This is a genomic window from Paenibacillus sp. FSL H8-0168, from assembly GCF_038592955.1.
GTDB lineage: Bacteria > Bacillota > Bacilli > Paenibacillales > Paenibacillaceae > Paenibacillus > Paenibacillus polymyxa_B.
This window is the reverse complement of record NZ_CP151948.1, coordinates 3,856,209-3,881,652: the sequence shown is the minus strand read 5'-3', so window position 1 is coordinate 3,881,652 and position 25,444 is coordinate 3,856,209. Positions and strand designations below refer to the sequence as shown.

Genomic DNA, 25,444 nt, shown 5'->3' with positions numbered 1-25,444 from the left:
GGAAATGAAATGGCTAAGAAACACTTTAAATCAGGCTTTGTCGCAATTGTTGGCAGACCCAATGTCGGAAAATCAACACTGATGAACCACGTCATTGGGCAGAAGATCGCCATTATGTCAGACAAGCCACAAACTACACGCAACAAAATTCACGGCGTATTTACTACAGAGGACACGCAAATTGTATTTTTGGATACACCCGGGATTCATAAGCGCCAGTCAAAATTAGGCGACTACATGAATCAGACTGCTTTTAATACGTTGGGTGAAGTAGAAGCGGTACTTTTTCTTATTGACGCTGCTGAAGGTCTAGGCGGTGGCGACCGTTTTATTGCGGAACAGCTTAAACAAGTAAAAACGCCAGTTATCTTGGTGCTGAATAAAATTGATCGCATTGAGCCGGAAGCGTTGTTACCCCTGATTGAGCAGTATCGCAAGTTGTACGACTTTGCTGAAATCGTACCGATCTCGGCCAAAATGGGCAACAATGTAAACACCCTGCTGGAGCAGGTGCAAAAATACTTACCAGAAGGTCCGCAATATTATCCGGATGATCAAATTACCGATCATCCAGAACAGTTTGTTATTGCCGAGCTGGTTCGGGAAAAAATTCTGCATATGACACGTGAGGAAGTACCCCATTCTATTGCCGTTATGATTGAAGACATGAAAGTGCAGGATAATGGGGTAGTGCATATTATGGCTGTTATTTTTGTAGAGCGTGACTCCCAGAAGGGGATCATTATCGGCAAACAGGGAGCCATGCTCAAAGAGGTGGGCAAACAGGCCCGCCAGGATATCCAAAACCTGCTAGGCTCCAAGATTTTCCTGGAACTTTGGGTTAAGGTCAAAAAAGACTGGCGCAACCAGGACCGCGTCCTTCGTGACCTTGGCTTCCATCGCGACGCTTAAAAACAGAATTCGATTCTACGTTACTTTAGTTCAAGGGTTTATTGAGGCTAAAAAAATTGATATTAAATAAATATGTATAGTTGTTGTAAGCATCATAAAAAAGCCGTCCCGATCTCTATGACTGAGATAAGTAACAGTCTACTGGTCATTCAAAGCGCCGCGCATATGCGGCGCTTAACTCTTGCCCTTTTTCACCCTTTTCTTCCAGTGATGAAATAACGAACGTTTTAAAAAAAGGTTATCTGTATGCACGTTGTAGCGGAGCGAAGGATTTGAATCTGAAGAAGCGATAGCGTTCGCCTTTACCCCCGAATTTAACCCTTTGTATGTTTGTACATTCAAATAAATTCGGGGGTAACAGCGATCGTAAGATCAAATCATTTGCGAAGCGGTATTCCAATCTACATACAGCAGCCTTTTTTAACGCAATCCATTTATTTCATCGCATACTTCTCCCCTCTTCGCATCATCCTATTTTTGAGATGCAAACGTCATTTCCGAAGAAAGGATGAATACAATTGCGAGATTTTTCGTGGAAGTATTTTGCGATGACTGGAGATGTCGGTGCGTATCTGTTATATCGGGAGAGCGCCGTGACAAGGGAGCAAGACACGGATGAGGGAGAGTCGGACGAGCATGAAGAAGCCCGTGAATAGTACAAGCCACTGGCTTCTTCGCGAATGTTTGGGGGAAGAGGCATGCTTTACAGGGTGGAAGGAATCGTCATCCGCAGTATGGATTACGGTGAGGGGAACAAAATTATTACGCTTTGCACCGAAAGCGGAGGCAAAGCAGGCGTGCTGGTCAGAGGTGCAAAAAAGTCCAAAAGCCGTCACGCTGCTTTAACGCAGCCGTTTACGTACGGTGAATTCGTTTTTTTTCGAAACACAGGCTTAGGCACGTTGAATGCCGGTGAAATCATCCAATCCCACCATACATTACGCGAGGATATAACTAAGGCTGCTTACGCTTCTTATGCTTGTGAATTACTCGATCGGGTGTTACAGGATGAGGAAACAGGTGCGTTCTGGTTTAAGCAGCTAAAGGCATGTTTGGAGGCGCTGGAGAGTGGCAAAGATCCGCTGATCGTCATGAGTATTTATGAATTTAAAATATTGCAGGCGGCCGGATATGCTCCTCAGCTTGATGCATGTATTTCAAGTGGTCAACAATGTGCTGATGAAGATATGTTTGTCAGTCCGAGGCTAGGCGGAGTTTTGTGTCGGAGCTACAAGCATTTTGATCCAGCTGCATTGAGCGTGACTCCACGTACATTGAAGTTGCTGCGCTTGTTCGCCAGAATGGATTTGAATCGGCTCGGCAACATTGACGTGAAGGACTCCACTAAGTTGGAGATCAAACATGTCATGCGTCAGTTCATGGATATGCAGTTGGAGGTCAAGCTGAAATCCCGCAATTTCTTGGATCAGCTCGACAAGTACGATATGTGAAACGCCCTATTCTCTTGACTGTATTGCTGAAAACGTGTAATATCCTACTATATATCTCCTTCGGGAGCAGATGCATTGAACGAGAAAGTAGCGGGATGTATTCTCTGTAATTAGCGAGTTGGGGACGGTGTAAGCCCAGCGGGAATTCTTCGTGAACAAGGCACTCGGGAGCATCTGAATGGACACGGAAAAGAGGATTACGATCTGATTGGTGTGTAGGATCGCAATCAAGTAGGGTGGAACCGCGGGAGTCAGCTCTCGTCCCTACGTCTGTACAGGCGTAGAGGCGGGGGCTTTTTGCTGTCTCTAGCAAGGCTTTTGGGATAAAACAGCCCTGTACATACGAGCTTAATGAGAAGAAATCACCAACATTTGAGGGAAGTAGAAAGGGAGCGTGTACCAATGAATTTTCAGCAGATGATTTTAACGCTGCAACAATTTTGGGCAGAACACAACTGTATTATTGTACAGCCGTATGACACGGAAAAAGGGGCAGGCACGATGAACCCAATGACGTATTTACGTTCGATCGGACCTGAGCCTTGGAATGTAGCTTATGTTGAGCCTTCTCGTCGTCCGTCAGACGGACGTTATGGTGAGAACCCGAATCGCCTGTATCAGCATCATCAGTTCCAAGTAGTTTTGAAGCCTTCACCGGATAACATTCAGGAATTGTATTTGGAGAGTTTGAGCCGTTTGGGCATTAACCCTCTGGAGCATGATATTCGTTTCGTTGAAGACAACTGGGAAGCACCGACGTTGGGAGCGTGGGGCTTAGGTTGGGAAGTATGGTTGGACGGTATGGAAATTACCCAATTCACCTATTTCCAGCAAGTGGGCGGTATTGATGCCAGTCCGGTTGCCGTAGAAATCACGTATGGTATGGAACGTCTTGCTTCCTACATCCAGGACAAGGAGAATGTGTTCGATTTGGAGTGGGTCAATGGAATCACGTACGGTGATGTTTTCCACCAGCCTGAATTTGAGCATTCCAAGTATACGTTCGAAGTATCTGACGTCAAAATGCTCTTTACTCTTTTTAATATGTATGAAGAAGAGGCAAATAAAGCGATGGCGCAGCATCTTGTATTTCCAGCCTATGATTATGTGCTGAAATGTTCTCATGCGTTCAACTTGCTGGACGCTCGCGGAGCGATCAGTGTGACGGAACGGACTGGGTTTATTATACGAGTACGTAATTTGGCGCGTCAGGTGGCTGCGACCTATCTGGAGGAGCGCGAGAAGCTGGGCTTCCCGCTGTTGAAGAAAGGAGGTGCGGCAAATGTCTAAGGATTTATTGTTTGAGATCGGGTTGGAAGAAGTCCCTGCACGTTTTATCCCCAATGCGATTCAGCAGTTGAAGCAGCGTATGACGGCGTGGCTTGACAGCTCACGTATTGCTTACGGTGCTGTAGAGGCTTATGCTACACCTCGCCGTTTGGCGGTACTTGTCAAGGAAGTAGCGGAGAAGCAAGAAGATATTAACGAAGAAGTTAAAGGTCCTTCCCGCAAAATCGCACTCGACGAAGCTGGTAACTGGAGCAAGGCTGCACTAGGCTTTGCTCGCAGCCAAGGTGTTGATCCTGAACAGTTCACATTCAAGGAGCTTGGAGGCGTGGAATATATTTACGCCACTAAGAGCAGCATAGGTGTACCAACAGCGGATGTACTATCCGAAGGTTTATTGCACATTTTACATGCCATGACATTCCCTAAATTCATGCGTTGGGCAAGTTATGACTTTAAATTTGTTCGTCCGATCCGCTGGTTGATTGCCTTGTTTGGTAACGATATTGTTAATTTGGAGATTGCCGGCGTGCAGTCAGGAAATGTGACAAGAGGGCATCGTTTCCTGGGACAGGATGCCGTTGTAGCAAGTCCAGCTGACTATGTTGAAGTACTTCGCAAGCAGCATGTCATTGTGGACATTGAGGAACGTCAAACGCTTATTGTAAAGCAAATTGAAGCGCTGGCTGCCGAAAAAGATTGGACGATTGCGGTCAAGGATGATCTGCTGGAAGAAGTGCTGTATTTGGTGGAAACCCCAACAGTACTGTTCGGAGGTTTTGATCCTGCGTTCCTGAATATTCCGAAGGATGTACTCATTACTTCCATGCGTGAACATCAACGCTATTTCCCAGTGCTGGATCGCACAGGAGAGCTGCTGCCATACTTTGTTACGGTACGTAACGGAGGAAGTCAATCGCTGGAAGTCATTGCTAAAGGGAATGAAAAAGTATTGCGTGCGCGGCTGTCTGATGCCAAATTCTTTTATGAAGAAGATCAGAAGCTGGAAATTAAAGATGCACTCTCGAAACTGGAAAGTATCGTTTTCCACGAAGAGCTGGGAACGGTTGGAGACAAAGTGCGCCGGATTCGCCGTATTGCTGATGCTCTGGCAGAGAAACTTCACGTTTCCTCAGATACACAGGAATCGGTTAGTCGAGCAGCAGATATTTGTAAATTTGACCTAGTAACACAAATGGTATATGAGTTCCCTGAACTGCAAGGTGTGATGGGTGAGGATTATGCTCGTAAGGCTGGAGAGAAGGAAGAAGTGGCGAGAGCGGTGTTTGAGCATTACCAACCGCGTTATGCAGGAGAAACAGTTCCTTCAACGAATGTTGGAGCGATTGTAAGTATCGCAGACAAGATAGATACCATTACAGGCTGCTTCTCCATCGGTATTATTCCAACAGGTTCACAGGACCCTTACGCGCTTCGTCGTCAGGCAGCAGGTATTGTGCAGATCTTGTTGGATCGTAAGCTTTCGGCTACGTTGTCTGATGTGTTCAATATCGCGCTTGATGTGCACGGGAACCTTGGAAATATGAAACGTTCCGCGGATGAAATACGTAAAGAATTACATGAGTTTTTCGGATTGCGCGTGAAGAAGCTATTGTCTGAGACACTTCGCTATGACGTTGTGGATGCTGTGCTTGCAGCTGGATATGACGACGTCACTTCCGTTGTTAACCGCGGAACTGCATTAATGACTGCCGTACAAACAGGTGAGGTATTCAAAGCAACAGTTGAATCCTTTAATCGTGTAGGCAATCTGGCTGCTAAAGCAGTGCATAAGTTAGTTAATACGAGTGAGTTTACGGAGCAAGGCGAAAAAACGCTTTACGAAGCATGGTCTAGCGCTTATGAATCTTATAGCGTAGCTTTACAGGAAGGTGATGCGACACGAGCGTTAGCGCTTGCTTCATCCATTACCCCTGCGGTGACGGCATTCTTTGATTCCGTTATGGTTATGGCTGAGGATGATGCTGTTCGTAATAATCGTTTGGCATTGCTGGCTGCTATTGACTCAGAACTGAAGCGTTTTGCCGATTTTTCCAAGCTTGTAGTTTAAACGTCAGTTGTGGTAGTATGAACAACTTGAAAAAATGGGTATAAATATACGGAACGGTGTAAGAGTAATCTTGCAGCCGTTCCGTATTTTACTCGAATGCGGATGGAGATGGGGGATGCTCATGGAGGGAACAGGAACTTTACTGGATGTGCGGATCGTTGTTGACGGGGACGCTTGTCCTGTTAAAAGTGAAATTGCGGAGATAGCTTCCCGTTTTCATATTGAGGTTATTATGGTATCTTCATATGATCATCTCATTCAGGGCAGCGAAGGCGTAAGCGTCGTTAAAGTAGACCGAAGCGACCAAAGTGCCGATCTCTATATTGCCAATCATATCCGCCGCGGAGATATTGTAACCACCAATGATTATGGTCTTGCTGCACTTGCCTTGGCAAAAGGTTGTGAAGTGATGTCTTTTCGCGGAGCTATGTATCGAAACGATTCGATAGATTTCATGCTTGACCGACGTCATACTTCTGCCAAAGAACGGAAAAAAGGACGTTATGGAAAAGGTCCTAAACCGTTTACATTAGAGGATCGTGAAGTTTTTCAACATAAACTGACAAAACTTTTACTTCGCTTGCAGGAGAATGAGTAACGGTATCGAATTATATTTACGTGCTAAAGAGATGAAGGTGGTTAATATGAGTGCCGGACAAGGTAACATACCGGACGATATCATTGAGTCGGTTTTACAACATCATGATATTGTAGATACGGTAAGCAAGTACGTGCATTTGACCAAGCAGGGGAAATATATGAAAGGCCTCTGCCCTTTTCATTCCGAAAAAACCCCTTCATTCACCGTGACACCGGATCGTCAGATTTTTTACTGCTACGGCTGCGGCGCGGGAGGCAATGCCATCAAATTTATGATGGAAATCGAAGGACTATCCTTTCCCGAAGCTGTCAGGACAATGGCAGAAGAAAGTCATATCCCGCTCGGCGAATGGCAGGGACGTGATTCATCGCATCAGCATCCTGAGTTGGACAGGCTGTTGCAAGCGTATGAGTTAACTTCTAAGATGTACCATTTTTTGCTTAAAAATACGGAGCACGGCAAACCAGCCATGGAATACTTGCGCTCACGGGGATTCAGTGACAAGATCATTGATCAATTTCAAATTGGCTATGCACCCAACCGATGGGATACGATTGTTCAGTTTCTGGAGAAGCGTTCTTTTGATCCCGTGGAGATGGAAAAGGGAGGGCTTATTTCTCCCCGGCATGAGGGTGATGGATATGTGGATCGATTCAGAGATCGTATCATGTTTCCCATTTGGAATCGCAACGGAAAAGTTATTGCCTTTGCAGGCCGTATACTTGGTGAGGGACAGCCGAAGTATTTGAATTCACCGGAGACCAAGCTATTCAACAAGAGCCGAACGCTGTACAATCTCCATCAAGCTAAAACCTCAATTCGCAAGCTACGCCAAAGTGTTCTTTTTGAAGGCTATGGTGATGTTATCTCGGCGTGGGAAGCTGGCGTACAAAATGGGGTGGCCGCCATGGGCACTGCTCTAACGGAGCACCATGCTACGATGTTAAAAGGACTGTGCGACGAGGTTATTATTTGTTATGATGGTGACCGGGCAGGACAAGCTGCTGCGCTTAAAAATTTTCCGCTGTTGGAAAATGCGGGGCTTCACGTGAAAGTAGCGCTGGTCAGTGACGGTATGGACCCGGATGATTTTATCCGGCAATACGGCGGCGAACGATTCCAGCGCCAAATTATCGAAAGTGCTGTTTCAACGGTGAAATTTAAGCTTATATATCTGAAAAAAAACCATATACTGCAAGAGGAAGAAGGAAGAATCGCGTATTCCCGCGAAGCATTAAATGTCATTGCACCTCTGTCATCCCCGACCGAGCGGGAAGTGTATCTGCGCGAAGTATCAGCCGAAGTTAAGGTGGATTTTGAAACCTTGAAGCAAGAATGCAATTTACTCCGTCAATCCCTGCAAAAAAAACAGAACTTTGGGGATAATAACGAAAATGGGTGGAATAATGGTAGGCATAAAAAAGGGCAGGTCTCCACACCTAATCTGTTGCCGGCTTACCATGTGGCTGAGCGCAGGCTGCTTCACTGGATGATGCAGGATTTAGAAGCTGCAGAGTATGTAGAAAAGCATCTGGGCGACGCCTTTAATATTGAGGATCATGCAGCAATTGCTGCTTATCTATATGCCTATTACGCGCAAGGGAAGTTACCAGATACAAGCCGTTTTATTTCATCTTTGCAAGACGACCGGCTGGAGAAGAACGTAAGTTCGATCATGATGATGGATGCTCCAGGCGTATGGGCACCGCACATTTTGGATGATTATATTCATCAGGTGCGAAAATTTCCATTGCAGGAGCAACTGGATTTGAAAAGGGAAGAAATGAGAGCCGCTGAGCGCTTGGGTGACTTTTTGCGCGCAGCACAAATTGCAAGTGAGATTATAGCCCTAGAGAGACAATGAACACACAGAGGTCGGATGTTTCTAGGGAGGAGGGAGTCGAAAGATGGCGAATGATCAGCATACTGAACTGGAGACGGAACTAACACTGGATCAGGTCAAAGATCAACTGATTGAGTTGGGTAAAAAAAGTTCTTCTCTGAACTACAAAGATATCATGGAAAAACTGTCGCCGTTTGATCAGGACCCCGAGCAAATGGATGAGTTTTATGAGCAACTGGGTGACTTGGGGATTGAAGTTGTGAATGACAACGACGAAGAAGTTACCAGATTGCGTCAAAATGACGACCCGGAAAACAATGATGGGGATGATTTTAATTTCGATGACGATCTGAGCCTGCCTCCCGGTATTAAAATTAATGACCCGGTCCGGATGTACTTGAAGGAAATCGGTCGTGTACCGTTGCTTTCTGCTGATGATGAGGTGGAGCTTGCCAAACGGATCAATAACGGCGATGAAGAAGCTAAGCGTCGGTTGGCAGAAGCGAACTTGCGTCTGGTTGTAAGTATTGCCAAACGTTATGTTGGTCGCGGAATGCTTTTCCTGGATCTGATTCAGGAAGGTAATATGGGTTTGATTAAGGCAGTAGAAAAATTTGATTACGAAAAAGGCTTTAAATTCAGTACGTATGCAACCTGGTGGATTCGTCAGGCCATTACGCGCGCAATAGCCGATCAGGCGAGAACAATCCGTATTCCGGTGCATATGGTGGAAACGATCAACAAGCTGATTCGCGTATCGCGTCAACTGTTGCAAGAGTTGGGGCGCGAACCTACGCCGGAGGAAGTGGCTGCCGAGATGGAGCTGAGCGTGGAAAAAGTACGGGAAATTATGAAAATTGCCCAAGAACCTGTTTCATTGGAAACACCAATTGGTGAAGAGGATGACTCACATCTGGGGGATTTCATTGAGGATCAAGAAGCATTGGCGCCTGCAGATGCGGCTGCCTATGAACTTCTGAAGGAACAGCTCGAGGATGTACTGGATACGTTAACCGAACGGGAAGAGAATGTTTTGCGTCTCCGCTTTGGTTTGGACGACGGAAGAACCAGAACCCTTGAAGAAGTGGGTAAAGTGTTCGGTGTTACACGTGAACGTATTCGTCAGATTGAGGCCAAAGCGCTGCGTAAGTTGCGCCATCCAAGCCGCAGTAAGCGACTGAAGGATTTCCTCGAATAGAAGCGTAACATTGCGGACCTTCTGCGGCTTGAAGCGCGCAGGGGGTCTTTTTTTATCTCATGGCAGCCTTGGTGGAGGGGAAGAAGCTTGGACCAGGAGAAAAAACGGGCAATACTGTTACATGAAATTGAGCATTGGCGGCGAAGTCGGCTGCTCCCTGAGCAATATTGCGATTTTTTGTCTAACCTGTATCGGGAGGACGAAGAGCCGTCGCAGAGCCAGAACCGTAATAACACCGGGCTGCTTACATATCTTAGACACGGGCATGGGATCGCTTGGCTTCTTGGTTTTGTCATTATTTCCTGCATTTGTTTGATCGGTTTTTATTTTACCGCTTTTCCGTTGGCAATGCAAATATTCTCGGCAAGTGCAGTTACTACGATTTGCTATGGAGTGGCCGCATTTTGGCGGTCTTCCGAAAAGAGTATGAGTGCGATGTTGAGCACTTTAGGCAGTGCGATTATGCTGGGTTCGGGTGTGTGGATCATTCAGCTCCATCAAGGTGAAGCTAAGGTTTGGTTTCTTTTTCTCGTAGGCCTATGCGGTGTAGTATGGTGTCTTGTAGGGTTAACTTTGCGGATCAGCTTACTTCATTACTGTGGTCTTGCTGGGCTGCTTTTAGTGTACGCGGTCTTTATAGGCCGCTACTGGCCTACAGCAACTTTAGTGATGCTTGAGGCATTTTGGATTTTGCACGCAGTATTGTTGATCTGGTTAAGCTGGTGGGTGCATCGCCGCTTTCCGCGTCTCGCTTTGGTTTATTTCGCTATAGGCATGACACTAGCATTCATGGCTGAAGCAGACATGATTATCCTGCGCCATCAAGCAGCGGGAGATGTGGTGTTTTACAGCATACTGAAGTTGGCATTTGTTGTAGGGATTTTATTTTGGACTCGAAAAAAATGGATTACGTGGGTGACGTCATGAAACTTTCTCAACGATTACAATATATTATGGAACAAATTCCTGCCGGGAGCAGACTTGCGGATATTGGCTCGGATCATGGGCTACTCCCTGTGGCTGCAGTGCGTAGTGGCAGAGTACCGCAAGCCGTGGCGGGTGAAGTCAACGATGGGCCGTTGCGTGCGGCTCAAAAGCAGGTGGCCGAAGCAGGTCTTACTAATCGCATTGCGGTTAGAAAGGGAGATGGCTTGGCTGTAATTAAGGCCAATGAGGTTGATGTTATTACAATAGCCGGCATGGGTGGTGCCTTGATCGCTTCCATTCTAGAGCAAGGGAAAGACAAGCTTGTTTCAGTAAAACAACTTGTTCTACAGCCTAACGTAGGCGAGGATATTTTACGCCGATGGCTCATCGAACATCAATGGGTACTAACAAGTGAACATATTATGGAAGAAGATGGAAAAATATATGAGATTCTGACGGCAGTACCTGATTCGGTAAGCCCACTGAAACAGGATGAGCTGTATCAACCATGGAAACTTCCCGATAGTTCGCTGGTACTGACACAGGATTTGTTAATGCAACTCGGGCCGCTATTGGTTAAAGCACCGAATGAAATCTTTTTTTATAAATGGAAATTGGAGATTCGCAAGCTTCAGGATGTGCTGGCACAAGTGGCACGGTCAGATCAGGAATCCGCACAGCATAAGCGGGAACAATTGCGCAAGCAAATTGAACAGCTAGAGGAGGTACTTGCATGTTTGCCAAAGGACAGACAGTAATTAGCTACATGGAGCAGCTGGCTCCAAAATACTTGGCAGTTCCAGACGATAGAATCGGGCTTCAGCTGGGTAGTCTGCAAAAGGAAATCAAAAGCATATTAGTAGCCCTGGATGTTAATGATGAGGTTGTCGAAGAGGCAATCCGCATAAAAGCAGACCTCATTATTGCGCATCATGCGATTATATTCCGCCCACTTAAAGCTTTGAACACGGATCAGCCTGCGGGCAGATTGTATGAAAAGCTGATCAAGAATGATATTGCTGTCTACATCAGTCATACGAATCTGGATACGGCTGAGGACGGCATGAATGACTGGATGGCGGAAGCACTGGGTATTCAAAGTGAAGGTACGTTGGAGGATGTTCACACCGAGCAATTGTTCAAGCTTGTTGTTTTCGTACCTAAAACACATCATCAACGGGTACTGGATGCCGTACTGGGGGCGGGAGCTGGACATATTGGCAACTACAGCCATTGCAGCTTTAACATTGACGGCTACGGAACTTTTGTGCCGGGTGAAGGCACACAGCCGTTTTTGGGTGAGCCGGGTAAAATGGAACGTAGTGAAGAGGTTCGTATTGAGACCATTGTACCGCAGGGTGTACGCAATAAAGTTGTTCAAGCGATGCTGAAGGCTCATCCTTATGAAGAGGTGGCTTATGACCTGTACCATATGGATTTGCAAGGCCGTAGCTTTGGTTTGGGGCGGGTCGGCAAGCTTAAGGAAGCCTGTACGTTACGGGAGTTTGTCGATGTTGTGAAAAACGGTCTCAACGTCGAGCATGTACGTGTGGTGGGCGACTTAGATCGTACGATCAAAAAGGCAGCCGTGCTTGGGGGCTCTGGCAGCCGTTATGTGAACAAGTCGCTTTTTAAGGGGGCTGATGTATTAGTCACGGGGGATATTGATTATCACACGGCTCAGGATGCCCTTATGGCGGGGATTGCTATTATTGACCCTGGACATAACGCTGAAAAGATTATGAAGCCTAAAACTGCAGAGTGGATGCGTAAATGCTTGGCAGAAGGTCGATACTCAACGGAAGTACATGTATCTCAGGTGGAAACTGAACCTTTTCAATTTCTGTAAAACCTCAACGTCTATGAGAAAATAAAGGTGCTTTCTACTTTTTACAATATTTTCAGGGTTGTAACGTGCGCGCGTTCCCTGTATACTATGTAATGTTGTTCGGAAAGTTTGACAGACAATCGCTGGCGGCGTAAGCCGCGAGAGGAAAGTCCGGGCTCCATAGGGCAGGATGCTGGATAACGTCCAGTCAGCGCGAGTTGAAGGATAGTGCCACAGAAATGGACCGCCGATGGCCGCTTGCGGCACAGGCAAGGATGGAACCGAGGTGTAAGAGACCCCGAGGAACGCTGGTGACTTCGTTCCTGGTAAACCCCATCTGGAGCAAGACCTAATGGGACACAGCTTCTTCGCGAAGCAGCCTTAGCCCGAGGCGTGTCTAGGTTGGTCGCTGGAGCTGAATAGCAATGTTCGGCCTAGATAGATGATTGTCGCTTGTAGTGGGAGGGTAGTTCCCGTCTGTACCACGAATAGCACAGAACCCGGCTTACGGAAAACTTTCCCCACTGCAACACCTTAAAATGTATGAATTTAACTTTTGTAAATGACCTGTTTGCATGAAAGCCTTTAATCCAAATGTATTTATTGAATTAAAAAGGGTGTGTCATATTCCTGTGGGAATCATGACACACCCTTTTTAACATACCGTATTTGCGCAGAAATAGTGCATTTTTAGGATGAAGCCCCCAAGCATAATTACTGGAGGCTTTCATTTTAATTTTTACTCCCTCTACCGTAAAAACGTGCGAGGAAGAGGCACGTAGTCAGCGTAGCAACGCATTTGAATCTGTAGAAGCGAGGCGTGCGGCTTTTGTCCCAGATTCCACCACTATTCAAAATCCAAACGAATCAGGGATAACAGCGATCGTAAAAACAACGTGAAGCGGGCCTCACGTACGTGTTCTGCCAACCCCATCAGCGTACGCTTTTTACCACACTTTCCTCTGTGTACATCTTCAGTGCTCGATCCAATCGGTCAACTGCTTTTGGAAGCAGGGAAGGATCGGTATGCGTGAAGTTGATTCGCATATGGTTGCTGCCGCTCAGGTCAGCATAGAAGACTTGTCCAGGCACAAATGCGACTCCTTCCTGAATTGCGAGTTGCAGCAACCGGTCAGAACGGAAGCCCTCAGGTAGGGTAACCCACATAAACATACCGCCAAGTGCATCATTCCATGTGATTCCTTCCCATTGGCGTTCTTTCATCAGCGATGTGAGACGCAGCATACGAGTGTGGTACTCGGCGGACACGGTACGAATATGTCCGTCCAAGTCAAAAAAGTCCAGTAACTCATTCAAAGCACGTTGATCAATACTGCTGGAGTGCAGATCGGCAGATTGTTTGGCATTCGCGACTTTAACGACGATAGCTTGATCGGCTACCAACCATCCAGAGCGAACACCTGGAGCGACAGTTTTAGAGAATGTAGAAGTGTACATTACATGACTGTCTCCACCTAACTGTTGATCAATTGAGAAAAGGGATGGAAAGTTAAGGTTTTCGTCAAATTTAAGACGTCCGTAAGGATCATCTTCAAAAATCAAAGTGCCGTATTTACGGCATAGTTCAACAACGCCTGTTCTGCGTTCCATACTCCAAACACTTCCTGCCGGGTTGGAGAAGGTGGGGATGACATACACGAATTTAGGCTGATGTTTTTTGATCTTGGCTTCAAGATCTTCTAATTGCATACCGTTAGAGTCTGTATCTACACTGACAATGTTGGCACCATAGGAATTAAATACCTGAAGAGCCGCCAAATAAGTAGGGGACTCCACCAATACAGTATCCTGCGGATCGAGCAACACACGCGAAACCAGATCAATAGTCTGCTGTGAGCCCGTCGTCATAATGATATTATCTCTGGTGACGGAGATGCCTTGGGATGACATGATTGCTGCAAGACGTTCCCGTAGAGGAATGTAGCCCTCGGTTAGGCCGTATTGAAGAGCGGTAGTACCGCCGAGGCGAAATACCCGCTCATAGGCTTTAGCAACAGCTTCGATGGGGAAAAAGGCATCGGCAGGAAGGCCGCCTGCCAGAGATAACACATCTGTTCCCTGTGTCAGCTTTAAAATGTCCCTTACCATGGACGAGCCCTGAGTACGAGCCATACCCGAAAATTTGTGTTCCAATCCAATCATCTCCTGTGTTCTATACTGTACTATGAAATTTGTTGTATTATATCGATAATGAAGTATAACAGTAAACGTCTAAATGTAACAGTTGATTTTTGGAGGGGACAGTTCCGATGCATATTGATCTCAGCCGCAATAGCAGTGTCAAATTATATTTACAGATTGCCAAAACATTAGCAGATCGCATCCAGTCTGGATTGCTGCCTCAGGGCACAAAGCTTCCGTCTGTCCGTCATCTGTCCAGCCTACTTGCGGTAAGTCCCGTAACTGTAAGCAAGGCGTATGCTGAGCTGGAGTCTATTCATTTGGTTACCTGTACACAGGGAAAAGGTTGCTATGTAGCAGAGCCTTCGGTAGCTGTTCAACGAGATGGAGCGCAGGATTTGTCATGGCAAATGTCGCTGATCGATTATTTGCCGCGCGCACAGCTATGGAGAAACTTTAACCATAGCAGACAGGTTCCCTATTCTTTTCATATAGCAGCAATTCAACCGGAGCTTCTTCCTACACGCGAAATCATTGCTGATACTCAACGTCTATCCTCTGGAAATCCCGATGCAATGGCAGCATATGGGACTTTTGAAGGTGATTTAGCGCTGAGGGAAGTGTTTGTAGATCACTTGAACGAACGCAGTATATGCACAGTGGCAGAACAGCTACTCGTAACCAGTGGTGCCCAACAGGGGATTGACTTGGTGGCACGTACTTTTGTTGGTTCTGGAGATGTTGTCTACATGGAGGCTCCTACATATACGGGGGCCATTGATGTGTTTACCAGTCGTGGTGCCAAAGTAATTATGATTCCGATGGATGAGCAGGGCATGCGGATCGATATCCTCACACGTCTTTGCGACACTCATCCCCCAAAACTGATCTACACGATACCCACTTTTCATAATCCTACCGGAGTAACTTTAACGATGGCCAGACGCACACAATTACTGGATCTAGCTCAAAGTTACCATTGTCTCATTGTTGAAGATGATCCATTTTCCGACCTTTATTATAGAACAAAGCCGCCACTCTCTATCAAGGCGCATGATCAGTCTGGACATGTGATATATATCAAAAGCTTTAGCAAAACCGTTGCTCCCGGCTGCCGTATAGCTTGTGTAGCGGCCACGGGCAGTGTAATGGATCGTTTGGTGGCTGCCAAGTCTACTACAGATTTGGGGAGCCCTCTATTAACGCAAAAAGCGCTACTGCCCTTTATCAAGAACCGACTTGATCAGCATCTTGTTTGGTTGCGGGAACAAATGCGGGATCGGTTGACAGTCGCATTGCACACGCTCCAGCGCTATGCTCCGCCAGAGGTCAGCTGGTATGCTCCCGAAGGCGGCCTAAATGTGTGGATTAAGCTTCCTCCTAATGTGGATATTCCAGAATTGGAGCGGCTGGCTGACCGAGAAGGCGTTTCCTTTTTACCTGGGGCAGTATGCTATGCAGGTGGTATGGACAGTAATCATATCCGTATTTCTTTTTCGTATGCGGACAAGGAAACACTTAAAACAGGTCTTCACAAACTGTGCCGTTTGTTGGGTGAACTGCTTGATCGTTCGGTCATTGTTGAGCGGAAGCCTATTTTATAAGGGATATTTGTATTAGGGGGTAAACATCCAAGCACAGCACCTGCCTTCTTAATATGCTGTACTAATTCACCGAAAGGAGTTGCACATTATGAGTCATTGCCCTTACGACCCGATCGTGTGCCCACCGATCCAATTTGTAAATCATCAATTTTTCCCACAAGTCGTGCCTGTGGTTCATCCGATTGAAATTGTAAATCAGACGCACATTGTACCTGTGCCTCATCACGTATTTCCGGTGAGTATAAAGGATCCTGGAGAACCTTGCTGTCATACTCGCAGCCATGGCAAGCGTTCTGTTCGCAGCAGTTCCAAGCGTTAATAAAGCCCAAAAAAGCAGCCATGGAGCAACATGGCTGCTTTTTTCCAATAAGGAATCTTACGTTTCCAGTTTCTTTAAAATTGATTTTAACTTGTCACTTAAATGCTGTGGATAGAATTGCAAAGGAACATATGGACGTTGTGCTGCTTTCAACGCTTTATACACGTCAATTTGACCATACCCGAAATATTTGTCATGCCCTGGTGTGCCCAAGTCAATTACGCTGCTTCTCATTAATTCCATTACCTCTTTGTTGGTCAGATCGGGGTTAATGGATCGAATCAGTGCAGCAAGCGCTGATACATGGGGACTGGCCATTGAAGTGCCTGACAGTGCAGCATATTGATTTCCTGGGTACGTACTGGCGATACTTGCACCTGGAGCCATGACGTCTACATAATCTCCATAGTTAGAAAAGGATGCACGGTGCATAGAAGAATCTGTAGCGGAAACGGCAAATACTTCTGGATACGCTGCTGGATAGCCAGGTCGTTCCGTATTGTCATTACCTGTGGCTGCAACTAATACGACATCTTTATCATAGGCGTATTTGATCGCATCATGCAAAAATTCAGCTTGTGCGTAATTGCCCAGACTTAAATTGATGACCTTGGCCCCATGATCAGCTGCCCATATAATACCTTCTGCAACCGAGTAAGTCGTACCGGAGCCGGATTGGTCAAGTACCTTAATCGGCATGACTTTGTTGTACCATGTCATGCCAGCGACCCCCTCACCATTATTCACGAGGGCAGAAATGATGCCAGCGACGTGCGTTCCGTGACCGACGTCATCATAAGGCTTTTCAGACGGATTTACCACGTTATGACCTGAAAGGATTTGACCTTTTAGGTCGGGGTGATCCAAATCTACTCCCGTATCTACGACAGCGACAATTACGTCCTTGCTGCCTTTGCTTAATTTCCAACCCCGGTTGGTTTCAGTAGCCGGCAGATTCCATTGATAGCGGGAAAAGAGCAAATCATTGGGGATAGAGCTGTCCGCTTTGATAGGTGTTTTCTCATTGGTTAGATACATATAGTGAGGCTCAGTATAAAGCGGGTTCCACTTTCTTGAAAAATATTGCTTTAGTTCCTTGAAGTTCATCTTATCCGAATGAAATACATAGGTATAACCAAGCTTGCGGCCTGGCGCACAGTGTAAATCTGCTGCAATTTCCTGCAACTGTCGTGAATCAGGATTGTGACGGAAGCGAACGACAATTTCGTTTTCGAAATAATGGCTTGCATTTTCGTTGTCATGGCCCGTCTTGACAGTAATATCGTGCAATGTGTCGGGATGTACGGATTCGATTTTGTAGCTGCCTTCTTTTGGATAGGGAATTAAACGCAAATTCTTCCGCTGATGCTTCTCCACGTCACGCAATACTTGCTGACTGACCAGGGCAGCAACGCCGCATGTTCCGTCAGCCGATGGTTCTGCCATGACAAAATATTTACCGCCTTCAGCCTGAAATGCAGCAGATTCGTAGGATTTATTTTGCATGACGGAACGGCGAGCCGCAGCCAAGCTGCTTTTGATTTGAGGATGACTGAGCAGACGAGTTTGTGCTTTGCTGCCCGTATAGGTGCTCGTGTTCCCGTCGCGTGTGTGAATCCACAGTAACGTATGAAGATGACTGTGCGATTGCTGCAGTGTGCGAGTAAACTGTCTTTTCTGATCAGCAGTTTTACCATCAAGCTCCCGCATCACGTATTGAATATCCTGCCTTGCATCCATGCGTGTGAGGGTATCCGTAGCCGACAGGTCCAAAGCCAACATTCCTTTTTTGAGCTGCTTCTCTTGTTGCGGAACCATCTTGGCCGTATATTCGGGCTGCGGTGTATGGCGGTGATCACGGGAAGGCAGCATCAGTGTGATGAGAAGCACCCCGGCAGCTGCTCCGAGCAGGGGGTTTAACCATTTTCGCCGAGACATGGGACCGTCCTCCTTGAGTATTCATAAATTTATGGTTTAGCGTGAGGAGGTTGGCATGTTTTTATACCTTTCAATGCTCATTTGTGGTAGGATAAATACTGAAAATTACAGCTCTTTCGGTTAGAAGGGACTATTTTCGGGTAACCAAATTGATGAACAAGCAACAAATAAGGGGGAGCTGCCTTGATGTCAGCAGTCAACGTACAAAAATTATGTGAGTCGGCGCAGGAGAGACTGAAAACTGCCGTGAAACGGGTGGAAACATTCCTCAATGAGCATGCTCTGCCGCAACTTGCTGTAGATGGCAATGAGGAGTCCGTACTTTTTTACAAAGGCTTTTTGTCGGATCTCCGTCATGTCCTTGTTTTTTCCGAAGTATCTTATGAAAAGCTGGGTGTGGCTTTACGCCGTGCCAATTTTGACGTCGATTTTGCGGAAAAGGCATTGTATAACGTTTACCATGACTGCGTGAACAGCTTTTTTTATCCCAAAAATGAATCTTACGCAGAGGATGGACGCTATGCGTATACGGGACAAGATGCTATTCGCTTCCGTAAAACGCCAGTGCCAGCCGCTCGCGAAGTGATCATGGACATTACGAAAAATTTTGAAGAATTGCGTGATGATCTGACTTATTATGAAAGTGACTATTTGACTCAGCGCCGGATGCAGACTCGACGTACTCATGCCTAAAGCATTCAACGGGGAAGATCATTTCTAATCAAAAACTAAAACAAGACAAGCAAGCCGTTTTCTACTTGCTTCCTGCCATTTTGGAGGAGGTGAAGGAAACGGCTTTTTTCGTATGTCACCAACTGCCATATACCATGAACGCATAGGTGCAGGGTAGCGGGGGGACAATGAATCCGAGGTGATGATCATGAGCCAAGAGGCCAAGCCAATCGTTAAGTGTAGCGTAGCCAATTGCCATTATTGGGGAGAAAACAACTTGTGCAAGGCAGATTTGATCATGATTGAAGTTGATGGTCATGCCGGTAAGAAATTTAAAGAAGAATATGCGGGAGAAAGCTTCAGTTCAGAAGAACGTGATAAGGCTGCCACGTCAGCCGCAACCTGTTGCCACACTTTTAAGCCGAAGTCCGTGTAAATTTTATTACGCGATTCATTTCGCATTTGGAGGTGCAGTTTATTATGGAAGATCATGAAAATGACAAGCATCAGAGTAAAGAGCATGTTAGCCGCGAACGTGTAGATTACCCCCGTCACATTCATGAACGATCTGCCAAGCGCCGTAATGATCGTGAGGAATATGCAGCAGAGGTTGCTCCCGGCTCAGCTGTGACTCGACATGAGGTTAAGGGTGAAGAGCAGGTTATAAACAATAGTGGCCGTATTTCTGGCTATATTGGTCTGGCTGCAGGAATTGCCTCATTGTTTATGTGGTCAATTGTGCTGGGACCTATTGCTGCAGTTTTAGGTTTTTATGCTTATGTGAATGGCAGCAAAACGACCGGCATTTGGTCGATTGGTCTGGGAGCGCTGGCGACATTGAGTTATTTTGCTTTTATCCCGTTCGTTCGTTGACCCTACTGGAGAACAAGCTCAGTTTTCTTTTGTATATCCAAGAAAAATCATCTTAGTGATATAATTACATTAAAGCTGATCTATAAAGCTCCGCTGTCTTTTCGACAGAAACGGAGCTTTTTTCATCAAAAGGTATGGAAGTACATAGTAAAAAGTTGTATCATAGCAGTAATGACAAGCTATTTGGGATATAACAACTATAGAAAGTTGGGAACGCCACATGCAAATTGATCCGCGCGTGTCCAAGTCCATGTTAGACATGCAGCTGTTAAATAATATGAGTGCTACAACCCAGACGGGTACAACGGACGCTTTTTCCGGATTACTGGAACAAGTAGGTCAGTTGGAAACAGATGGTGCTGTGACACGAGAAAATTCAAGTGATGTTACCAGAGACGAAAACGGTTTGCTATGGCTTCAATTGGGACCTTCGAGGGGGACGGCTTCGTCATTGTACCCCGCTCCTTCCAGCACAGCAACAGACGGACCCACAACACCTACAGCATATGATGATTTGATTAACGAGGCTAGCCAGAAATACGGCGTTCCAGTAGCGTTGATTAAAGCGGTTATTGATACGGAATCTTCGTTTAATCCGTCGGTCACTTCTTCGGCCGGAGCCAAAGGGCTTATGCAGCTTATGGATGCTACGGCTCAAGGCCTGGGAGTCAGCGACCCATATGATCCTGTTCAAAATATTGATGCCGGTGTTCGTTATTTGTCCTACCAGATTAAACGATTTAACGGACAAGAAAATATGGCGCTGGCTGCATATAATGCAGGTCCCGGACGAGTGCAGCGGCTTGGTGTAAATAGTGATGAACAGTTAATGGCTGTACTGGACAAGCTTCCGGTGGAAACGCAAAGATATATTACCAAAATTCAAAAGGCACGTGAAAAATATACGATCTAAGCCCTATAGCTTACAACGAAAAAGTGCGTAATTTCAATTAGATTAGGTCCGCAGACAGGATCAATATGGGGAAAGGGTGTCGCTATAATGTAGCGGCCTTTCCCTGTTTTGGTCTTTTTTTGTTGCAGCAGTTATAGAGCGGAAAAGGGGAGTGCAATGAAATATTTTGATTATGCCGCGACAACTCCGCCTTTTGAAGAGGTGATTACAACAGTTGCCGAGGTCATGAGACGCCACTACGGGAATCCATCCTCGATGCATCGATATGGAGAGGATGCGGATAAGTTGCTTAAGCGTTCGCGCGAAGTATGTGCTGCGGCTTTGGGAGTGTATCCATCAGAGATTGTCTTCACATCTGGGGCAACGGAAAGCAACAATCTTGCTATCAAGGGAGCAGCTTTGCAGTATCAGACCAGAGGCAAGCATATTGTTACTGTATCGACAGAGCACCCGTCTGTGTATGAAGCTTGCAGACAACTGACAAATCTGGGCTTTGAGGTTACATTTTTACCTGTCGATGCAGAAGGGCATGTGAGCGCCGAACAGGTTTGTGCCGCTGTCCGTAAAGATACGATTTTAGTCAGTATCATGCATGTCAATAATGAGACGGGAAGGGTGCAACCGTTGCATGATATCGGAGTTGCGCTGAAGAAACAGTTCCCCCGTGTACTATTTCATATTGACGGTGTACAGGGGTTTGGAAAGCTACCGGTTGATATCCGGGGATGGCAGGCTGATCTGTACAGTCTCTCTGCGCATAAGTTGCGTGGACCCAAAGGTGCTGGACTACTATTCGTTCGGGAAGGTGTAGAGCTTTTCCCACTGCATAGTGGCGGCTCTCAGGAGCAGGGTTTTCGTGCAGGTACGGAAAATGTACCGGTGCTTGTCGGTATGTCTAAGGCGATACGGTTGGCGGGCGAACGGCAAGTAGAGACAGCACGCCGTATGACCGAGTGGAGAGAACGGGTGGTCGCAGAGGTGAAGACACTCCCTCAACTGCGGCTGAACAGCGGGGAAGAAGCGCCACATATTGTCCACTTTTCGTATCCGGGCATGAAAGCCGAGGTAATGCTGCATACGCTGGAGCAACTGGGTGTGGTAGTATCCACCAAATCGGCTTGCTCTTCTAAATTGGCTGAACCCAGTCGGGTGCTGCTGGCGATGGGATGCAATGAGGCGGAAGCGTCTGGCGGCATTCGTATCAGCTTCGGTGATGAACATACGGAACAGGATATCGATGAGCTTATACTTGCACTGCGAAAGGCTGTAGCCAAGCTGGAATCCCTTGAAAGGTGGAAACGTTAAAATGCACTATGATATGCTGTTACTTCGCTTCGGTGAATTTACATTAAAAGGGAAGAATCGGACTCGTTTTGAAAAGGCTGTACTGAATCACGTGAAGCTGCTGCTCAAACCCTTTCCCGGTGCTTCTTTGCGGAAGGAATTTGGACGGATTTATGTGGTTCTCGGTGGAGAACCTTATGAACAGATCATTCAGGTGTTACAAAAAGTGTTTGGCATCACGACAATAAGTCCTGTCAAAATGGCTCCTGTCGAGCTGGGTGCTATCATTGAGACCGCTGTAGCTTTGATGGTTGAGCTGAATGTGACCGAGGGAACGACGTTCAAGGTAAATGCCCGCAGAGTATGGAAGGAGTTTGCTCATTCCTCACAAGAGATGAATCATTTAATTGGTTCTCCTATATTGCGAGAGTTTCAAGCGTTGAGGGTCGATGTACATCAACCAGATATTGAGTTACGTGTGGAGGTTAGAGAGCAGGCGGCCTATATATTCAGCGATGTTATTATGGCTGTAGGGGGCTTTCCGTTAGGAACGAACGGTAAAGCTATGCTGCTGCTGTCTGGTGGAATTGACAGCCCGGTAGCAGGATGGTCTTCCATGCGTAGAGGATTGGAAATCGAATGTGTACATTTTTATAGCTATCCATTTACAAGTGAGCGTGCGAAAGAAAAGGTTATTGATTTGGCAAGGGTATTAGCAGGCTATGCGGGTCGGATCAAAATCCACCTTGTCCCGTTTACAGAGGTGCAGACGGCCTTTACGCGCACTGGACAGGATAATCTGATTATTACGCTAATGAGACGGTCTATGCTGCGAATTGCAACGATGCTGGCTGAGCGTGAAGGAGCACTGGCACTCGTGACAGGCGACAGTCTGGGGCAAGTCGCTAGTCAAACGTTATCCAGCATGAATGTGATTGGCCGTTCGACAGAATTACCATTGCTGCGACCTCTCGTAATGATGGATAAACAGGAGATCACGGAAATCGCAAAGCAGATTGGCACCTACGATCTATCGATACTCCCCTATGAGGATTGCTGCACATTGTTTGTTCCTAAATCCCCAACGACCAATCCAAATTTGTGGGTTGTTCAAAAGATTGAAGCCTCTATTCGGGATTTAAATGTGTTGATTGAACAGGCTGTGGCTACAACGGAGACGCTTGTCCTGGAGGCAGGCGGAGCTATAGAGGGGCGCAAAGAGGAAGTTATACAGGAAGATTGGTTTTAAAAAAAAGGCAGACCCGCCAGCTATTTTGGGTCTGCCTTTTTTTTAGTTAAAACAGTTTTTGAATGATTTTAGACGGCTTTTTCTCGACTCGACACTGCTCTGCGATTTTGAAGATATCCTGTGAGCAAAATACCTGCCATGACTGCGGCAATAAACAAGATACGCAGCGCAGGGTGCTCAGTAAAGTAGGGTTCCAGCTTACGTTCTTCAGTAATCATATTAGAGGCTGTATAACCAAGCACAGCCGATCCTAAATAGATAATCCAAGGGAATTTATTGATCAACTTGATAAAAAGAGTGCTTCCCCATACAACGATCGGTACGCTGATTAATAGTCCCAGCACTACAAGGAGCAAATGCTGCTGGGCCGCGCCAGCAACAGCAATCACGTTGTCCAGACCCATAGCCGCATCGGCTACAACAATCGTGCGGATAGCACCCCATAACGTTGTTCCCGCTTTGACTTCGGTATGGTCCTCCTGGTCTACGAGCAACTTATACGCGATCCAGACTAACATGACACCCCCGATGAGTAACAACCATGGTACTTGAAGCAACCAGAGTACCACAATGGTGGCTGCTATGCGAATGAGAAGGGCACCACCGGTACCGTACAGTATCGCTTTTTTTTGCGTTGCAGGAGGCAGCTTTCTGGCGGCAAGTCCAATTACAATCGCATTATCTCCTGCGAGCAGAAGGTCAATAAATATCACATTAAGCAGTAGCCAAAAGAACTGAAGTCCGGACATATCAATCGTTCTCATCTCCCTGATTAAACATCCTAAAATCATTGTATGTTGTTTATTTTAATACCCGTTTTTCGGAAATACGATTCATTATATTGCTGTTTGTTATTGATTTCAAGGTCTTTGCTCAACAAATTTGACATCAATTTTTAATAAATGATGACTTATTTGACAAGGCTTATAAGCATAGCCTCGTCCTATTTCGCATACAAGTAGGATGGGGGTGTTTGTACACATGGAGCATATCATTTTGCTGTTGAAAATATTAATGATTAATTTGGTGTTAAGCGGTGATAATGCAGTTGTTATAGCCATGGCGAGCAAAAACTTGCCTGCAAGGCAGCGGAGTCAAGCTATATGGTGGGGTGCAGTCGGTGCAGTCCTCCTGCGCTGTGTTTTGACTTTTGTAGCTGTCATTTTGCTGGGCGTACCCTTTATTCAGGCGGCAGGCGGTCTACTTCTGTTATGGATTGCGTTTAAGCTGCTTTATGAGAATGAGGATCATGTGGGAGTAAGAGCAGAAACAACCATATGGAAGGCTATACAGGTGATTCTGGTAGCGGACTTTGTGATGAGTCTAGATAATGTATTAGCTATTGCAGCCCTAGCAGATGGGGATATCGCCATTATTGTCATTGGTATTGCCATTAGCATTCCAATTGTCGTCTGGGGCAGCAACGTGATTGCGATCTGGCTTCATCGGTTCCCTGTACTTGTTTTGCTCGGATCTGCAATCCTGGCTTTTACGGCAGGAGAAATGCTACTGCGTGATCCCCGATTGGGTGTATGGTTAGCAGGTACGGGAGAGCTTATACATGCATGGTTACCGGGACTCTTGGCAACAGCAGTTGTCGTTGCAGGTATATATCGTCAGTTACGAGCTCGCCATATTTGAACGTAGTTTTTTTGGAAAACATCGGCTAAAATAGACATAGAGTTTTTGCAAATGCCAGGTTTACTCGGTTTTTGTAAAGACTCTATATTCACAAAAATATACTTAAAAACAATCACATTAAGAGACCTAAAAACAAATTCAGCAAACAAAGGAGACCACGATGAATTCCGGAAAAGAGCGTATGATCGGAGTGGGCATTGTTGCCGTAGGACTGATTATTTTGTTGGGGAAACTGGGGGCGTTCTCCTTTTTGGGACGAAACTTTTGGCCTTTGCTGTTTTTAATACCTGGAATCGTACTGCATGCAATGTACATGAAGCGTAAAGTTTCACCCTTTATGTTGCTGCCGGCAGGGATTTTGTCGGTTTATGGCTTCTTATTTTTGCTCTGCAATATTTGGGGCTGGCATTTAATGGCCTATTTATGGCCTTTGTTACTTCTAGGTGTGGCGATTGGATTATGGGAGTATGCCATTAATGATATTTCGCTTTCTCGCAATGTATATACAGGGGGCGTAATATTGGGCTTGGTATCGGTGCTTTTATTGGTTATTACCTCCCTAAGAACGGGTATCATATATGTTATTGCAGTTTTACTGATTGGCGCTGGAATCTGGTTGGTCCTAAACAACCGTGGCAAACGCAAAAGGTAAACCGGCAAGCTGTGAGATTTTATGGCGGTAAATTACGGA

24 protein-coding genes and 1 other RNA gene are annotated in these 25,444 nt (G+C 46.2%); 22 read left to right on the top strand and 3 right to left on the bottom strand.

Features of this window, described 5'->3' with window-relative positions; all coding sequences use genetic code 11:
• Nucleotides 1-9: 9 nt before the first annotated feature.
• The 12 genes from era to rnpB all read left to right on the top strand — a co-directional run bounded on the left by era (nt 10) and on the right by rnpB (nt 12,641).
• The gene (era, locus tag MHI21_RS17090; protein WP_039272276.1) at nt 10-912 is read left to right on the top strand and encodes a GTPase Era; all 903 of its coding nucleotides are present in this window, start codon (nt 10-12) and stop codon (nt 910-912) included.
• Nucleotides 913-1,430: 518 nt separating this feature from the next.
• Nucleotides 1,431-1,568, top strand: coding sequence for a YqzL family protein (locus tag MHI21_RS17085; RefSeq protein WP_013372137.1), 138 nt, complete (start codon nt 1,431-1,433; stop codon nt 1,566-1,568).
• Between the two features lie 42 nt (nt 1,569-1,610).
• A complete protein-coding gene (gene recO, locus MHI21_RS17080) occupies nt 1,611-2,363 on the top strand; it encodes a DNA repair protein RecO (protein ID WP_013311133.1) in 753 nt (250 codons plus the stop codon).
• Nucleotides 2,364-2,765: 402 nt separating this feature from the next.
• Entirely contained in the window at nt 2,766-3,653 is an 888-nt protein-coding gene (gene glyQ / locus MHI21_RS17075) for a glycine--tRNA ligase subunit alpha (RefSeq protein WP_023989480.1), read from the top strand.
• Nucleotides 3,646-5,721: a glycine--tRNA ligase subunit beta gene (gene glyS / locus MHI21_RS17070; protein WP_342418570.1), complete on the top strand. Its 2,076-nt coding sequence runs from the start codon at nt 3,646-3,648 to the stop codon at nt 5,719-5,721. The genes glyQ and glyS overlap by 8 nt, the downstream gene beginning before the upstream one ends.
• Nucleotides 5,722-5,842: 121 nt before the next feature.
• Nucleotides 5,843-6,319 (top strand): YaiI/YqxD family protein, encoded by a 477-nt coding sequence (locus tag MHI21_RS17065; protein WP_254325260.1) that lies wholly within the window; start codon nt 5,843-5,845, stop codon nt 6,317-6,319.
• Entirely contained in the window at nt 6,312-8,186 is a 1,875-nt protein-coding gene (gene dnaG / locus MHI21_RS17060; protein WP_341163610.1) for a DNA primase, read from the top strand. Before MHI21_RS17065 ends, dnaG begins: the two co-directional genes overlap by 8 nt.
• Nucleotides 8,187-8,229: 43 nt before the next feature.
• Nucleotides 8,230-9,363 (top strand): RNA polymerase sigma factor RpoD, encoded by a 1,134-nt coding sequence (rpoD, locus tag MHI21_RS17055; RefSeq protein WP_007431230.1) that lies wholly within the window; start codon nt 8,230-8,232, stop codon nt 9,361-9,363.
• A gap of 87 nt (nt 9,364-9,450) precedes the next feature.
• The gene (locus MHI21_RS17050; protein WP_165178403.1) at nt 9,451-10,290 is read left to right on the top strand and encodes a hypothetical protein; all 840 of its coding nucleotides are present in this window, start codon (nt 9,451-9,453) and stop codon (nt 10,288-10,290) included.
• A complete protein-coding gene (locus MHI21_RS17045) occupies nt 10,287-11,048 on the top strand; it encodes a tRNA (adenine(22)-N(1))-methyltransferase TrmK (RefSeq protein WP_341163611.1) in 762 nt (253 codons plus the stop codon). The genes MHI21_RS17050 and MHI21_RS17045 overlap by 4 nt, the downstream gene beginning before the upstream one ends.
• Nucleotides 11,024-12,139: a Nif3-like dinuclear metal center hexameric protein gene (locus tag MHI21_RS17040; RefSeq protein ID WP_341163612.1), complete on the top strand. Its 1,116-nt coding sequence runs from the start codon at nt 11,024-11,026 to the stop codon at nt 12,137-12,139. The genes MHI21_RS17045 and MHI21_RS17040 overlap by 25 nt, the downstream gene beginning before the upstream one ends.
• 103 nt (nt 12,140-12,242) lie before the next feature.
• An RNA gene (gene rnpB, locus MHI21_RS17035) (RNase P RNA component class A) lies at nt 12,243-12,641 on the top strand.
• A gap of 410 nt (nt 12,642-13,051) precedes the next feature.
• Here rnpB and MHI21_RS17030 read toward each other — a convergent pair.
• The gene (locus MHI21_RS17030; RefSeq protein WP_165178400.1) at nt 13,052-14,272 is read right to left on the bottom strand and encodes a PLP-dependent aminotransferase family protein; all 1,221 of its coding nucleotides are present in this window, start codon (nt 14,270-14,272) and stop codon (nt 13,052-13,054) included.
• A 116-nt stretch (nt 14,273-14,388) separates the two neighbouring features.
• On the opposite strand from MHI21_RS17030, the gene MHI21_RS17025 reads away from it, so the two are divergent.
• Together MHI21_RS17025 and MHI21_RS17020 are read left to right on the top strand one after the other, a co-directional pair.
• Nucleotides 14,389-15,864 (top strand): PLP-dependent aminotransferase family protein, encoded by a 1,476-nt coding sequence (locus MHI21_RS17025; protein ID WP_341163613.1) that lies wholly within the window; start codon nt 14,389-14,391, stop codon nt 15,862-15,864.
• Nucleotides 15,865-15,952: 88 nt separating this feature from the next.
• Nucleotides 15,953-16,183: a hypothetical protein gene (locus MHI21_RS17020; protein WP_081112406.1), complete on the top strand. Its 231-nt coding sequence runs from the start codon at nt 15,953-15,955 to the stop codon at nt 16,181-16,183.
• A 57-nt stretch (nt 16,184-16,240) separates the two neighbouring features.
• Here MHI21_RS17020 and MHI21_RS17015 read toward each other — a convergent pair whose 3' ends face one another.
• Entirely contained in the window at nt 16,241-18,121 is a 1,881-nt protein-coding gene (locus MHI21_RS17015; RefSeq protein WP_342418569.1) for a S8 family peptidase, read from the bottom strand.
• 186 nt (nt 18,122-18,307) lie between these two features.
• Between MHI21_RS17015 and MHI21_RS17010 the strand changes: the two genes are divergently transcribed.
• The 6 genes from MHI21_RS17010 to thiI all read left to right on the top strand — a co-directional run bounded on the left by MHI21_RS17010 (nt 18,308) and on the right by thiI (nt 23,112).
• Nucleotides 18,308-18,814 carry a YpuI family protein gene (locus MHI21_RS17010; RefSeq protein WP_016821571.1) on the top strand — a complete coding sequence of 169 codons (507 nt, stop codon included), beginning with the start codon at nt 18,308-18,310 and terminating at the stop codon, nt 18,812-18,814.
• Between the two features lie 187 nt (nt 18,815-19,001).
• Nucleotides 19,002-19,229, top strand: coding sequence for a DUF1540 domain-containing protein (locus MHI21_RS17005; protein ID WP_013311120.1), 228 nt, complete (start codon nt 19,002-19,004; stop codon nt 19,227-19,229).
• Between the two features lie 44 nt (nt 19,230-19,273).
• Nucleotides 19,274-19,666 (top strand): hypothetical protein, encoded by a 393-nt coding sequence (locus MHI21_RS17000; protein WP_341163615.1) that lies wholly within the window; start codon nt 19,274-19,276, stop codon nt 19,664-19,666.
• A 220-nt stretch (nt 19,667-19,886) separates the two neighbouring features.
• Nucleotides 19,887-20,579, top strand: a complete 693-nt coding sequence (locus tag MHI21_RS16995) for a lytic transglycosylase domain-containing protein (RefSeq protein WP_341163616.1) — start codon at nt 19,887-19,889, stop codon at nt 20,577-20,579.
• A gap of 156 nt (nt 20,580-20,735) precedes the next feature.
• On the top strand, nt 20,736-21,884 hold the full coding sequence (locus MHI21_RS16990; protein ID WP_341163617.1) for a cysteine desulfurase family protein: 1,149 nt from the start codon (nt 20,736-20,738) through the stop codon (nt 21,882-21,884).
• A gap of 1 nt (nt 21,885) precedes the next feature.
• Nucleotides 21,886-23,112, top strand: a complete 1,227-nt coding sequence (gene thiI, locus MHI21_RS16985; RefSeq protein WP_341163618.1) for a tRNA uracil 4-sulfurtransferase ThiI — start codon at nt 21,886-21,888, stop codon at nt 23,110-23,112.
• Between the two features lie 68 nt (nt 23,113-23,180).
• On the opposite strand, the gene MHI21_RS16980 is transcribed toward thiI, so the two are convergent.
• The gene (locus tag MHI21_RS16980; RefSeq protein WP_025722107.1) at nt 23,181-23,876 is read right to left on the bottom strand and encodes a TerC family protein; all 696 of its coding nucleotides are present in this window, start codon (nt 23,874-23,876) and stop codon (nt 23,181-23,183) included.
• Nucleotides 23,877-24,093: 217 nt separating this feature from the next.
• Between MHI21_RS16980 and MHI21_RS16975 the strand changes: the two genes are divergently transcribed.
• Both MHI21_RS16975 and MHI21_RS16970 read left to right on the top strand, forming a co-directional pair.
• Entirely contained in the window at nt 24,094-24,753 is a 660-nt protein-coding gene (locus tag MHI21_RS16975; protein WP_254325269.1) for a TerC family protein, read from the top strand.
• 160 nt (nt 24,754-24,913) lie between these two features.
• Complete coding sequence (locus MHI21_RS16970; RefSeq protein WP_103049630.1) at nt 24,914-25,405, top strand: hypothetical protein; 492 nt, start codon at nt 24,914-24,916, stop codon at nt 25,403-25,405.
• Nucleotides 25,406-25,444 lie beyond the last annotated feature (39 nt).

Excerpts from the sequence above, each read along its gene's own strand:
- era (WP_039272276.1), top strand. The coding sequence starts at position 10 with ATGGCTAAGAAACACTTTAAATCAGGCTTTGTCGCAATTGTTGGCAGA.
- recO (WP_013311133.1), top strand. The coding sequence starts at position 1,611 with ATGCTTTACAGGGTGGAAGGAATCGTCATCCGCAGTATGGATTACGGT.
- glyQ (WP_023989480.1), top strand. The coding sequence starts at position 2,766 with ATGAATTTTCAGCAGATGATTTTAACGCTGCAACAATTTTGGGCAGAA.
- glyS (WP_342418570.1), top strand. The coding sequence starts at position 3,646 with ATGTCTAAGGATTTATTGTTTGAGATCGGGTTGGAAGAAGTCCCTGCA.
- MHI21_RS17065 (WP_254325260.1), top strand. The coding sequence starts at position 5,843 with ATGGAGGGAACAGGAACTTTACTGGATGTGCGGATCGTTGTTGACGGG.
- dnaG (WP_341163610.1), top strand. The coding sequence starts at position 6,312 with ATGAGTAACGGTATCGAATTATATTTACGTGCTAAAGAGATGAAGGTG.
- rpoD (WP_007431230.1), top strand. The coding sequence starts at position 8,230 with ATGGCGAATGATCAGCATACTGAACTGGAGACGGAACTAACACTGGAT.
- MHI21_RS17045 (WP_341163611.1), top strand. The coding sequence starts at position 10,287 with ATGAAACTTTCTCAACGATTACAATATATTATGGAACAAATTCCTGCC.
- MHI21_RS17040 (WP_341163612.1), top strand. The coding sequence starts at position 11,024 with ATGTTTGCCAAAGGACAGACAGTAATTAGCTACATGGAGCAGCTGGCT.
- MHI21_RS17025 (WP_341163613.1), top strand. The coding sequence starts at position 14,389 with ATGCATATTGATCTCAGCCGCAATAGCAGTGTCAAATTATATTTACAG.
- MHI21_RS17020 (WP_081112406.1), top strand. The coding sequence starts at position 15,953 with ATGAGTCATTGCCCTTACGACCCGATCGTGTGCCCACCGATCCAATTT.
- MHI21_RS17015 (WP_342418569.1), bottom strand. The coding sequence starts at position 18,121 with ATGTCTCGGCGAAAATGGTTAAACCCCCTGCTCGGAGCAGCTGCCGGG.
- MHI21_RS17010 (WP_016821571.1), top strand. The coding sequence starts at position 18,308 with ATGTCAGCAGTCAACGTACAAAAATTATGTGAGTCGGCGCAGGAGAGA.
- MHI21_RS17005 (WP_013311120.1), top strand. The coding sequence starts at position 19,002 with ATGAGCCAAGAGGCCAAGCCAATCGTTAAGTGTAGCGTAGCCAATTGC.
- MHI21_RS17000 (WP_341163615.1), top strand. The coding sequence starts at position 19,274 with ATGGAAGATCATGAAAATGACAAGCATCAGAGTAAAGAGCATGTTAGC.
- MHI21_RS16995 (WP_341163616.1), top strand. The coding sequence starts at position 19,887 with ATGCAAATTGATCCGCGCGTGTCCAAGTCCATGTTAGACATGCAGCTG.
- MHI21_RS16990 (WP_341163617.1), top strand. The coding sequence starts at position 20,736 with ATGAAATATTTTGATTATGCCGCGACAACTCCGCCTTTTGAAGAGGTG.
- thiI (WP_341163618.1), top strand. The coding sequence starts at position 21,886 with ATGCACTATGATATGCTGTTACTTCGCTTCGGTGAATTTACATTAAAA.
- MHI21_RS16980 (WP_025722107.1), bottom strand. The coding sequence starts at position 23,876 with ATGAGAACGATTGATATGTCCGGACTTCAGTTCTTTTGGCTACTGCTT.
- MHI21_RS16975 (WP_254325269.1), top strand. The coding sequence starts at position 24,094 with ATGGAGCATATCATTTTGCTGTTGAAAATATTAATGATTAATTTGGTG.
- MHI21_RS16970 (WP_103049630.1), top strand. The coding sequence starts at position 24,914 with ATGAATTCCGGAAAAGAGCGTATGATCGGAGTGGGCATTGTTGCCGTA.